The organism is Streptomyces cyaneofuscatus, assembly GCF_000718135.1.
Lineage (GTDB): Bacteria > Actinomycetota > Actinomycetes > Streptomycetales > Streptomycetaceae > Streptomyces > Streptomyces cyaneofuscatus.
Window position 1 is genome coordinate 332,387 of record NZ_JOEM01000009.1, and the last position, 11,644, is coordinate 344,030.

At 73.7% G+C, this 11,644-nt stretch carries 11 protein-coding genes; 6 read left to right on the forward strand and 5 right to left on the reverse strand.

The features are described from left to right. Positions 1 to 130 precede the first annotated feature (130 nt). From IF17_RS0118095 to IF17_RS0118105, 3 genes are all read left to right on the forward strand, one after another. Positions 131 to 2,980, forward strand: a complete 2,850-nt coding sequence (locus tag IF17_RS0118095) for an FAD-binding and (Fe-S)-binding domain-containing protein (protein ID WP_030567160.1) — start codon at positions 131 to 133, stop codon at positions 2,978 to 2,980. A gap of 105 nt (positions 2,981 to 3,085) precedes the next feature. Then, entirely contained in the window at positions 3,086 to 4,135 is a 1,050-nt protein-coding gene (locus IF17_RS0118100; RefSeq protein WP_030567161.1) for a permease, read from the forward strand. Continuing rightward, entirely contained in the window at positions 4,132 to 4,896 is a 765-nt protein-coding gene (locus IF17_RS0118105; protein ID WP_030567162.1) for a TIGR03943 family putative permease subunit, read from the forward strand. The genes IF17_RS0118100 and IF17_RS0118105 overlap by 4 nt, the downstream gene beginning before the upstream one ends. 108 nt (positions 4,897 to 5,004) lie before the next feature. On the opposite strand, the gene IF17_RS0118110 is transcribed toward IF17_RS0118105, so the two are convergent. After that, positions 5,005 to 5,991, reverse strand: coding sequence for a LysR family transcriptional regulator (locus IF17_RS0118110; protein ID WP_030567163.1), 987 nt, complete (start codon positions 5,989 to 5,991; stop codon positions 5,005 to 5,007). A gap of 116 nt (positions 5,992 to 6,107) precedes the next feature. Between IF17_RS0118110 and IF17_RS0118115 the strand changes: the two genes are divergently transcribed. Then, positions 6,108 to 7,088 carry an EamA family transporter gene (locus tag IF17_RS0118115; RefSeq protein WP_030567164.1) on the forward strand — a complete coding sequence of 327 codons (981 nt, stop codon included), beginning with the start codon at positions 6,108 to 6,110 and terminating at the stop codon, positions 7,086 to 7,088. 32 nt (positions 7,089 to 7,120) lie between these two features. Here the strand turns inward: IF17_RS0118115 and IF17_RS1000000138575 are convergent, their stop codons facing one another. The 3 genes from IF17_RS1000000138575 to IF17_RS0118125 form a co-directional block, all read right to left on the reverse strand. After that, positions 7,121 to 7,291 (reverse strand): CopG family transcriptional regulator, encoded by a 171-nt coding sequence (locus IF17_RS1000000138575; RefSeq protein ID WP_106980204.1) that lies wholly within the window; start codon positions 7,289 to 7,291, stop codon positions 7,121 to 7,123. A 55-nt stretch (positions 7,292 to 7,346) separates the two neighbouring features. Beyond that, complete coding sequence (locus tag IF17_RS0118120) at positions 7,347 to 8,069, reverse strand: NUDIX domain-containing protein (RefSeq protein ID WP_030567165.1); 723 nt, start codon at positions 8,067 to 8,069, stop codon at positions 7,347 to 7,349. A 107-nt stretch (positions 8,070 to 8,176) separates the two neighbouring features. Beyond that, positions 8,177 to 9,124 (reverse strand): oxidoreductase, encoded by a 948-nt coding sequence (locus IF17_RS0118125; RefSeq protein WP_030567167.1) that lies wholly within the window; start codon positions 9,122 to 9,124, stop codon positions 8,177 to 8,179. Between the two features lie 90 nt (positions 9,125 to 9,214). On the opposite strand from IF17_RS0118125, the gene IF17_RS0118130 reads away from it, so the two are divergent. After that, positions 9,215 to 9,886, forward strand: coding sequence for an acyl-CoA-like ligand-binding transcription factor (locus IF17_RS0118130; RefSeq protein WP_030567174.1), 672 nt, complete (start codon positions 9,215 to 9,217; stop codon positions 9,884 to 9,886). A gap of 57 nt (positions 9,887 to 9,943) precedes the next feature. Here the strand turns inward: IF17_RS0118130 and IF17_RS0118135 are convergent, their stop codons facing one another. Further along, positions 9,944 to 10,774, reverse strand: coding sequence for an alpha/beta fold hydrolase (locus IF17_RS0118135; protein WP_030567179.1), 831 nt, complete (start codon positions 10,772 to 10,774; stop codon positions 9,944 to 9,946). Positions 10,775 to 10,911: 137 nt separating this feature from the next. Between IF17_RS0118135 and IF17_RS0118140 the strand changes: the two genes are divergently transcribed. Next, the gene (locus IF17_RS0118140) at positions 10,912 to 11,544 is read left to right on the forward strand and encodes a TetR/AcrR family transcriptional regulator (RefSeq protein ID WP_030567181.1); all 633 of its coding nucleotides are present in this window, start codon (positions 10,912 to 10,914) and stop codon (positions 11,542 to 11,544) included. Positions 11,545 to 11,644: the final 100 nt, after the last annotated feature.

Genomic DNA, 11,644 nt, shown 5'->3' on the forward strand with positions numbered 1-11,644 from the left:
TCAAGTCTTGGTCACTATAGGAGACTTGACGGTCTGTTTGGGAAGATCTTGTGGGCTTTTTTGTGCGGCTTGCGGGTCTTTATCCGCCCACATCCCAAGAGTTCATCTGTACCGACGGCATGCTGAAGCCATGGCCGAACAGCATCGCCAGCACCGTCGCCCGACCGCCGAGGCCCCTGACGGGTTCGCCGCCGCGCTCCGCTCCGCCGTGCGCGGCGAGGCCGACTTCGGCCCCACCGCCCGGGCCCTGACGACGATGGACGCCTCCAACTACCGCCGCGTACCCCTCGGAGTCCTCGCCCCGCGCGACGCCGACGACATCGCGGCCGCGCTGACGGTCTGCCAGGAGTACGGGGTCCCCGTCGTCCCGCGCGGCGGCGGCACGTCCATCGCGGGCCAGGCCACCGGCACCGGCCTCGTCCTGGACCTCACCCGCCACCTCCGCTCGATCCTCGCCCTGGACCCGGCCGCCCGCACCGCCACCGTCCAGCCCGGCGTCATCCTGGACGACCTGCGGGCCGCCGCCGCCCCGCACGGCCTGACCTTCGGCCCGGACCCGTCCACGCACAGCCGCTGCACCCTCGGCGGCATGATCGGCAACAACTCCTGCGGCGCGCACTCGGTGGCCTGGGGCACCACGGCGGACAACGTGCGGGCGCTGGAGGTGGTCCGGTACGGGGGTGAGGCGCTGCGGCTGGAGCAGGGGAGGGCCGTGGGCCCCCACGGCGTACGCGAACTGATCGGCGCCCACCTCGCCCTGCTCCGCACCGGCTACCCCGACCTCCCGCGCCGCATCTCCGGCTACGCGCTCGACGCCCTGCTCCCCGAACACCCCGGCGGCCCCGACCCCGTACGGGCGTTCTGCGGCAGCGAAGGCACCCTCGCCGTGGTCACCGAGGCGACCGTCCGCCTGGTCGAGGCCCCGCGCGCCCGGGCCCTGGCCGTCCTCGGGTACGCCGACGAGTCGGCGGCGGCCGAGGCGGCCCCGGGCCTCCTCCCGTACCGCCCGCTCACCGTCGAGGGCATGGCCGCCGACCTCGTACGCGAACCCGCCGGGCTGCCGCGCGGGGCCGCCTGGCTCTTCGTGGAGACGGGCGGCGCCACCCCGGCCGAGGCGCGTGCGCACGCCGAGCGCATCCTGCGGGCGGCCGACGCGGTGGACGGGACCGTCGTCACCGACCCGGCCGTGCAGCGGGCCCTGTGGCGGATCCGCGAGGACGCCTCCGGCACCGCGACCCGGATGCCCGACGGCACCGAGGCCTGGCCCGGCTGGGAGGACTGCGCGGTGCCGCCCGCCCGGCTCGGCCCCTACCTCCGCGACTTCCGGGCCCTGCTCACTCAACACGGCCTGCGCGGAACGCCGTACGGCCACTTCGGCGACGGCTGCATCCACGTACGCATCGACTTCGACCTCCTGACACCGGCAGGTGTGTCGAGGTTCCGCCGCTTCTCCGAGGAGCTGGCGGATCTCGTCGTCGCGCACGGCGGCTCCCTCAGCGGCGAGCACGGCGACGGGCAGGCGCGAGCGGAGCTGCTGCCCCGGATGTACGGGGACGAACTCGTGGGCATCTTCGGCCGGTTCAAGGACCTGTGGGACCCGGACGGCGGCCTGAACCCCGGGATGCTCGCCCGCCCGGTGCCCCTCGACACCAACCTCCGCTTCGACGTCCTGCCGGGGCCGGGGCGCCCGGTGGACGTGGAGTTCGGCTACCCGCAGGACGGCGGCGACTTCGCGGGGGCGGTACGGCGGTGCGTCGGCGTCGCCAAGTGCCGTACGGAGACGGCTCCCGGCGCGGGCGTGATGTGCCCGTCCTACCGGGTGACCGGAGAAGAGGCGCACTCGACGCGGGGGAGGGCGCGGCTGCTGCACGAGATGCTCGCGGGCGAGGTGATCACGGACGGCTGGCGGAGCACGGAGGTCCGGGACGCGCTCGACCTCTGCCTCTCCTGCAAGGGGTGCCGCAGCGACTGCCCGGTGGGCGTCGACATGGCCACGTACAAGGCGGAGTTCCTGCACCACCACTACCGGGGTCGCCTCCGCCCCGCGGCCCACTACGCGCTGGGCCGCCTCCCGCGGTGGCTGCGCCTGGCGGCGCCCTTCGCCCGCCCGCTCAACGCGCTGGCCCGGATCCGCCCCCTGGCGGCTCTCGCGAAGCGGCTGGCGGGGATCACGCCCGAGCGGACGATCCCGGAGCTGGCGACGGAGACGTACAGCCGCTGGCTGCGCGGACGCCATGGCAAAGGGAGGCACATCGTCTCGTCCAGCCGGGTGGTGCAGGTCTGGGCGGACACCTTCACCGAGCACCTGTCCCCGCAGGTGGGCCGGGCGGCGGTCCGGGTGCTGGAGGAGGCGACGGGGCGTACGGTGCTGCCGCCGCCGAGCGGGGTGTGCTGCGGCCTCACGTACGTATCGACGGGTCAGCTCGACGCGGCCCGCGCGGTGATGCGCCGCACCCTGGACCGGATCGGCCTGCTCCCCGGCCACCCGCTCGTCGTCCTCGAACCGAGCTGCGCCGCCACCCTCCGTACGGACCTGCCCGAACTCCTCCCCGATGACCCTCGGGCCCACGAACTCGCCTTCTCCGTACGGACCTTGGCGCAGTACCTGGAGGAGTACGCCCCCGACTGGACCCCGCCCCGCCTGGACCGCCCGGCCGTCGGCCAGACCCACTGCCACCAGCACGCGGTCCTCGGGGACGCGGCGGAGCGGCGGCTGCGGGAGCGGATGGGGCTGACCGGTGAGCTGAGCGGCGGGTGCTGCGGGCTGGCCGGGAACTTCGGCTTCGAGAAGGGACACTGGGGGGTGTCCGTTGCGTGCGCGGAGGAGCAACTGCTGCCTGCGGTGCGGGGAGCGGAGCCGGGGGCGGAGGTGCTGGCGGACGGTTTCTCCTGCCGTACGCAGCTGGACCAGCTGGCCGGGCGGCGGGCACGGCATCTGGCGGAGGTGATCGCGGAGGGGCTGGAGGACGGTCGCCCCTGAAACACGGCTGCCGGGGCTGCGGGCCCTCCGATGCCACCACCGGCGCGCTGGGGGCCGGGGCGGCGGAGGTATCTTTCGGTCCGAGCATCGGACAATCGGAGCGGCATGCGCAGCGCAGGTCAACGGTCAGGGGTTCCGTACGGGGCCGCGGAGGACGAAGTCGCTCCCGTGGCCGCCGAGGACGAGCCCCAGCTCCGCCGCTCGCCCCTCTTCACACCCCTGCTTCTGCTGGGCGCGGCGGTGCTTCCCGGGACCCTGGTCGTCGTCATCGGCCTGTGGGGCGACGCACCGGCTGTGCAGGCATGGCGGAACGTCTGCCTGTCCATCTCCGTTCAGGCGTTGCCGTTCCTGCTGCTGGGAACGGCCTTGTCCGGCGCCATCAACGCGTTCGTACCGGCGAGGGTGTTCGACCGTGCGCTGCCCCGCAGGCCCGCGCTCGCCGTCCCGGTGGCCGGGGCGGCCGGGGTCGTCCTGCCCGGCTGCGAATGCGCGTCGATCCCCGTCGCCAGCAGCCTGATCGGCCGGGGTGTCACGCCGGCCGCGGCCTTCGCCTTCCTGCTGTCGGCTCCGGCGGTCAACCCGGTCGTCCTGACCACGACGGCCATCGCCTTCCCCGGCGACCCGTCCATGGTCGTGGCCCGGCTGCTCGCCTCGCTCGCCACGGCCGTCGTGATGGGCTGGCTGTGGCTCGCGCTGGGCCGGGAGAAGTGGCTGCGGCCGACCGTGCGCCACACCGGACACCAGCCGGGGCACAGCCGCTGGACGGAGTTCCGGCTCGGCTTCCAGCACGACTTCCTGCACGCGGCCGGTTTCGTCGTCGTCGGGGCCATGGCCGCGGCCACCTTCAACGTCGCCGTCCCCCAATCCGTACTCGACACGTTCTCCGACTCGCCCTGGCTGTCCGTGCTGTTCCTCGCCGGGCTCGCCATCCTGCTGTCGGTGTGCTCGGAGGCCGACGCCTTCCTCGCGGCCTCGCTCACCGGCTTCTCGCCCGTCGCGCGGCTGGTGTTCATGGTGGTCGGGCCGATGGTCGACCTCAAGCTGATCGCGCTCCAGGCGGGCACGTTCGGCCGGGCCTTCGCAATCCGCTTCTCCGCCGCGACGACCGTCGTCGCCATCCTGTGCGGCACGCTCGTCGGAGGAATACTGCTGTGAAGCGCTTCCCGCAGGCGATCCTGCTCGTCCTCAGCGGCACCGGTCTGCTGCACATCTCCCTCCTCACCGACCTCTACCTGCGCTACGTCAAGGAGTGGATGCGCCCGATGCTGATCGCGTCGGGGGTGCTGCTGCTCGTGCTCGGCGTGGCCGACGCCTGGTCGCAGCGCAGGCCGGGCGCACCTCGGGACAGGGGTGAACGGGGAACGCACGAGGACCACGACGGCCACCCTCACGACCACTCCGGTGTGCCCCGGGCGGCCTGGCTGCTCCTCCTGCCCGCGCTGAGCATGCTCCTCTACGCCCCGCCGGCCCTCGGCGCCTACACCGCCTCCCGGCAGACCTCCAAGCCGGTAGCCGTACAGCAGGACGACTTCGAACCGCTCCCCGCGATCTCGCCCCTTCCGCTGACCCTCGGCGACTTCACCACGCGCGTCCGGCAGGACCCCGAACAGGCCGTCAAGGGACGCACCATCGAGATGACCGGTTTCGTCACGCCCGTCGAACGGGATGAGGGCTGGGACCTGACCCGGCTTCTGATCAATTGCTGTTCGGCGGACGCCCAGGCGGTCAAAGTACGGATCCACGGTGGCGAGATCCCGCCCGCCGACACCTGGGTGACCGTCGTCGGCACCTGGCACTCGGACGGAACGCTGGGGACGAGTTCCGCCGCCGTCGCGCTCGATGCCCGTACCGTCCGCAAGGTCGATCGTCCGGCGGACTGGTACCGCGACGCCCTGGTGCAGCCCCTGCCCCGCTGACGGCGGAGTCAGCGCCCGCAGGGCCAGGCCGTCAGCGCCCGCAGCGCAAGGTCATCAGCGTCCGCGGCGCCACATCGTCAGCGCCCACGAGGCCGCGTGGCCTCACCGTCAGGCCTGGTGCGGCCGTCGTGCCGGGGCCTGGTGCGCGGAGTGCCGCGCGACGATCTCCCGGGCCAGCGCGGCCAGCTTCGGCAGGGCCGGGTGGCCCGGGCCGTCGCGGCGGGCGAGGAGGACCGGGATGCCCGGGGCGTCCTCCAGCGGGACGTAGGCGACGCCCGGGTGCGGGTGCATGGCGGCCGTGGAGGCGGCCGAGACGCCGTGGCCGCGCCCGGCGGCGATGGCGGTGAGCCAGTCGTCGGTGTTGGCGACGGTGAGCGTGGCGGCGGGCCGGGCCTCCGGCGGCCACAGCGCGGGGGTCGTGGTGCCGGAGACGGTGTTGAGGACGACGGGGCCGCCCGCGAGGTCGGCGAGGCGCAGCGACGTACGGGAGGCGAGCGGGCCGTCCGCCGTCACCGCCGCCACCCGGGCCTCGGTGAACAGCACCTCGGTGACGAGCCCCGGCGCCTCCACCGGCCCGCGCAGCAGCGCCGCGTCGACCTCGCCCCGGGTGAGCCCGGCGGTGCGGTCGTCGATCCGGAGCAGCTCCAGCGGGGTGGCCGGATACCGCTCCTGCCAGCCCCGCAGGAGCGGTGTGGTGTACGGGCCGAAGGCCGACCAGGCGTGCCCGAGCCGCAGGGGCCAGTGGCGCAGCCGCCCGCTGTCGAGCGCCTCGTCGAAGGCGGCGACCGCGGCGGCGGCCTTGTCCCGGAAGGCGACGCCCTCGGGGGTGAGGGCGAGGTGGTGGGTGGAGCGGTCGACGAGCCGGATGCCCAGGTGGCGCTCCAGGGCGGCGAGGGTGCGGGAGACGGCGGGCTGGGTGAGGCCGAGGTGTGCGGCTGCCCGGGTGACGTTGCCCTCGTCGGCGACGGCGAGGAAGGCCCGGAGGTGACGGAGTTCGACGGCGCGGGTGGGGGGTGCGGGGGCGGCGGAGTCGCGTGCGGGGCGGCCGGGGGACCCTGGTTCGCCTGCGGGGTCCGCGCCTTCCGGGTTGCTCATGCGTCCGGAGCATAACGGGAGCCCAGAACTCATTTCACGGGAGGCGCGCGGATCTCTACCGTGGGTGGGCGTGGGATATGAGCCCGCCCACTCCTCGTACCTCCGGAAGGCCGCCCGTGAACGTCCAGCCCAGCGCTTCGGAGCCGGCCGCTGCCGCCGCCGTCGCCGTACCCGAGGCGGTACCCGCCCTGGACACGGCCGGCCCGAAGGACCCCGGTCCCGGGACCGGCCCGGGGCGTGGGACGGGGCTGGTGCCGATCGTGCTGGTGGTGGCGGGTGGCCTGTCCGTCCAGTTCGGTTCGGCCGTCGCGGCGCTGCTGATGCCGAAGGCGGGGGCGCTGGGCGTCGTCACGCTCCGGCTGGCGGCGGCCGCGCTGATCCTGCTGGTGGTGTGCCGGCCGAAGCTGCGCGGCCACTCGCGCGCGGACTGGGGCACGGTGGTCGCCTTCGGCGTCGCGATGGGCGGCATGAACACGCTCTTCTACCAGGCGCTGGACCGCATCCCGCTCGGAATCGCCGTCACCCTGGAGGTGCTCGGCCCGCTCGCGCTCTCCGTCTTCGCCTCGCGCCGCCTGATCAACGTGGTGTGGGCCGGGCTCGCCCTGGTCGGCGTGGTCCTGCTGGGCGGCGGGGGCTTCGACCGCCTGGACCCGGTGGGAGCGGCGTACGCGCTGGGGGCCGGGGCGATGTGGGCGGCGTACATCGTGTTCAGCGCCCGCACCGGCCGCCGCTTCCCGCAGGCGGACGGGCTGGCCCTGGCGATGGTGGTGGCGGCGGTCCTCTCGCTGCCGCTCGGCATCTGGGAGTCCGGCGCGAAGCTCACGGTCCCGTCCACGCTGGCGCTCGGCGCGGCGGTGGCGGTCCTGAGCTCGGTGCTCCCGTACACCCTGGAACTCATGGCCCTGCGCCGCCTGCCCGCCTCCACCTTCGCGGTGATGATGAGCCTGGAACCGGCGATCGCGGCCACGGCGGGCTTCCTCATCCTCAACCAGGCCCTGTCCACGACGGACGCCCTCGCCATCGCGCTGGTCATCGGGGCGAGCATGGGCGCGGTACGCAGTCAGACGGGGGCGCGGAAGAAGCGGCAGAAGGGGTGAGGGGCGGAGGCCTCAGCTGTCGGCGGCGGTGATCAACGGCGTGCGGCCCGTTTCTTGTTGTGTTCGTACACCGACGCGTCCATCTCATGGGGTGCGAGGGGACGCCCGCTGTCGAAGACCGGCAGCTCCCGGCTGCGCTTCGGCGGCTCCGCGTCCGGTCGCCCTTCCGGTTCTTCCGGAAGGGCGACTGTGGTCTCTCTCATGGTGCTGCAAAATACCGCCCGTCCGACGGAGGGGGCGGGAGATTCCAGCGTGCTGTCACCAGGTGCAGTGCGCCTGAAGGTCGGTGATGGAGTCGGCGAGTTCGGCCGGGTGTGCGGGCCACCCCATCCGAAGCCAGTGCTCGATCCGCCAGGACAGCCGGCGCGGCCACAGCGGGGTGGTGGGCAGCTCCGCCACGGGGATCCAGACGGGGTCGCCGCCGTAGGTGTCCAGCGTCTCGGGGGCCCCGAGGTGTCCCTCGGCCGCCATGAGGAAATAGTGCTCGTGCCGGCCCTCCTTCCAGACCCGCGCCACCTCGCGCCCGACGCTCCCGTGGAGACCGGTCTCCTCGCGGAGCTCCCGTACGGCGGCCTCCTCGGGCGTCTCGCCCGGCTCCACCCCACCGCCCGGGATCTCGAAGTGCGGGCCGCCCTCGTCCGGTTCCCGGAAGTGGATGAGCAGCATGTGCCCGTCGCGGATCACGATCGCCCCGGCCCGGACCCGTACGGGAGGGACGGCGGCCGGATCGTGCACCGGGACCTCCACCGTCCCGCACGGGCCGGACCCTTCCGCCCACGCCCGCAGGACGGCCTCCGCCGTACCGGCCGGCCAGAGGCGCGCGTGCAGGGCCTCGTCCAGCGAGAGCGCGTGCAGCGGGCCCGGGGGCGGTGTCGTCGTACCGGGGAAGGCGTAGCGGAGGGATCCGCCGTCGTGGCGCTCCTCCAGGACGAGCCGGTCGCCGTCGAAGTGCGGGTTCACCAGGTGCGGTTCGGCAGTCATCGGCGGAGGTTAGCAGCGGCGGCCGGTGTCGGGCGGGCGGCGGGAACGGGAATCGGACACGTCCCCCCTGGCCCCCGGCCCCTGGCCCCGGCCCCGGGCCTCAGGCCTCAGGCCGGCGCCGGGAACGGGAAGCGGACATCGGTCAGCTCCTCCGACGCCTCCCACAGCCGCCGCCCGGTCTCCGCGTCGGTGGCCACCGGGGCGAGCGGCACCCGGGTCGGGCCGCCGCGCAGCTCTCCGCGGCCGTCCGGGCCGATGAGCTCGCCGCCGCGTACGCCCGGGGCGGTCGCCGCGTACAGCTGCGGGAGCGCGCCGGTGTCGGGGCGCTGGGCGAGGGGGAGCAGGACGCGGCCGAACAGCAGCTTCACCAGGCCCGTCGGCGCGCTCGTCTGCAGGTTGGTGGCGGTGTAGCCGGGGTGCGCGAGCACGCTGCGGACCGGGCTGCCGGACGCCGCCAGCCGTCGGTGCAACTCGTGCCCGAACACGGCGTTCGCGAGCTTGGAACGGTCGTAGAAGACCATCGGCTTGTAGCCGCGTTCGCCGTTCAGGTTGCCGAAGTCGAGGCGCGCCTTGCGGTGGTTGACCGAGGTCACCGTGGTGACGCGGGGGTCCTGCCCCCGCTCCAGCAGGTCCAGCAGCAACCCGGTGAGCGCGAAGTGGCCGAGGTGGTTGGCGGCGAACTGCAGCTCGTGCCCCTGCGCGCCGGACGAGCGCGGCGGCGCCATCACCCCGGCGTTGTTGACCAGCAGGTCCAGCCGGGGGCGGTCGGCGTGCAGGGCGTCGGAGAACGCTCGTACGGAGTCGAGATCGGCCAGGTCCAGCCGGCGCACCTCCAGCTCGGCGCCCGGCTGCCCGGCGGTGATGTCCGCGACGGCCCGGCGGCCCCTCTCCTCGTCGCGCACGGCGAGGATCACGCGCCCGCCCCGGCGGGCGAGAGCACGCGCGGTCGCCAGGCCGAGGCCGCTGTTGGCCCCGGTGACGACCGCGACGCGGCCGCTCTGGTCGGGGATCCGTTCGACGGTCCAGGGCTGCTTCGGTGTGGGGTTCTCAGTCATGTGGCATACGTTGTCTTGGGTGGCATTAAGTGTCAAGGAGTTACTAGGTGTCAGAGTGGCACTAGGTGTCGACGATGGCATGGCGCTACGATGGCCGGCGTGAGCCCCCGCCCCGAAGTGACCATGGCCCAGCGCAAACGTCAGCTCGTCTCGACCGAACTGACCGAAGCCGCACTCCAGTTGATGGCGGTGGAGGGGTTCGACGCGGTCACCGTCGACGAGATCGTGGCCACCGCCGGAGTCTCCAAACGGACGTTCTTCCGCTACTTCGCGTCCAAGGAGGACGTGGTCGTCCAGTTCCTGGCCGACATGGGCACCGGCATGTGCGCCGAGCTCGCCGCCCGCCCCGCCGACGAGCCCCCCTCCGTGGCGCTCCGGCACGCCGTCTGGGTCGCCATGGCGGCCTGCGCCGACGGCGTCGACCACTCCGGCCGGGCCCTGCGCGTCGTCCAGCTGATCCTGCGCACCCCCGCCCTGCGCGCCCGCTTCCTGGAGCACCAGGGGCAGTGGCGCGACGACCTCGCGGTCGAGGCCGCCCGCCGCCAGGGGCTCGACCCGGAGGTCGACCTCTACCCCCGTCTCGCCGCCGGTGCCGCCCTCGCCGCCTTCGACACCGTGCTGCGGCGCTGGAGCGACAGCGGCGGCGCCGAGGACCCCGCCGCGCTGACGGACAGGGCCTTCGCGGTCCTCGCCCCGGCGCTGGACGAGGCCGGGGTGAGGGGTCCGTCGGAGGGTCCGTCAGGGGGTACGTCGGGGGACTGAGCCCTCCCGCCGGTCCGTCGGAGAAGCCGCGGGGTCCGCCGGAGGGGTCGTCGGGGGTTAAGCCCTCCCGGCCTCCCGGTGGCGTGCCAGAAAGCCGGTGATGAGCGCCAGCCACTCCTGCGGGCGTTCGGCGAACGGCAGGTGGCCGGTCGGGAGTTCGGCCGTCTCGGATCCGGGCAGCCCGGCCGCCAGGGCGCGTTGCAGGGTGGGGGAGACGAGCGGGTCGTCCGCCGTGACGATCACCAGGGCAGGCACGGTGATCCCCGCCAGATCCTCCCGTACGTCGATCCGCCGGACCAGATCCACCTGATCGCCGGTCCCCGGCGGCACGGTCGCCGTAATCAGCTCGGCGCCGGCCCGTATCTCGTCGGGCGTGAGGGTGTTGAGGGCCCCTTCGCCCAGCGCCATCAGCTGGACGAACTCGCCGAGCAGGCGCGGGTCGTCCACCGCCAGGAGCTGCCGCCAGACCGAGGCGACCAGGTCCGTCCGCGTGTCGGCGTACGCGAACGTCGCGCTCAGTACCAGCGCGTCGACCCGCTCCGGATGGCGGGCGGCGACCCGGATCGCGACCGGGCCGCCCAGGGAGTACCCGCTCACCGCGAACCGCTCGACCCCCTCCGCATCGGCCGCCGCCACCAGCTCGTCCGCCAGGGTGTCGACGTCCAGCGGGGCGAGGGAGCGGGGCGAGGCGCCGGCCCCCGGATAGTCGACCCCGACGACGGTGTGCCGGGCGGCGAGCCCGTCCAGGATCGGGCCGTAGTTCGCCTCGATCCCCCCTCCGGCGCCGTGCGCGAGCAGGAGCCCGGGGCCGGAGCCGCGCACGGTGCGGGCGAGGGGTGCGGTGAGGGGTGTGGTGGAGGGCGGGGCGGTTTCGTGGGTGCTCGTCATGGTGGGGTCCCTGGTGGGTGGGGGTCGGGTGGCATGGCCGGTGAGTGCGGCTGCTTTAGCGATCGCTAAAGCTGGCCACGCCCCGGACCGTAGCACTGCTTCCTTAGCGATCGCTACAGCTGGCGTAGAGTGGTGGGGTGAGCAGCGAACCGAGCCCCGCCCGACCCGAGCCCCCGCCCCGGGCCCGCCGCCCCCGCCGCGCCTTCGACCGGGACGCCGCCCTCGCTGTCGCGCTGCGCGAGTTCTGGACGTACGGGTACGAGTCCACGTCGGTCTCCTCGCTCACCAAGGCGATGGGGATCAACCCGCCCAGCCTCTACGCCGCGTTCGGGGACAAGCGCCAACTGTTCTCCGAGGCAGTGGAGTTGTACTCCCGCACCTATGGCTCCGTGTCGCTGGAGGGTCCGGACGCCCGGACCGCCCTCGCCCGCGTGCTCAAGCACATCGCCGCCGACTACACCGACCCGAGCCACCCGCCGGGCTGCCTCGTCATCACCGCCGCGACCAACGGGGGTCCTGGTTCCGAAGACGTGAAGAGCGAACTGCGGGCGATGCGGGAAGCGACCAAGGCTCTCTTCGCCGCCCGCGTCCAGGCCGACATCGACGAGGGCCTGCTGCCCGACGACACCGACGCCGAGGGCCTGGCCGTCTTCTATGCGGCCGTCGTCCAGGGCATGAATCAGCAGGCCTGCGACGGAGTGGGGCGGGAGGCGCTGGAGCGGATGGTCGACGTGGCGATGGCGGCCTTCCCGGAGCCGGCGGGACGCTGACACATCCGGAAGTCCCCCGGAAGGCCCCCCCGGGCTGCCCGCGGTGGCGGCTGTCAGGCAGAAAATCATGCAAGCGTGCTTGATTGTTTCCTGGTCCGCT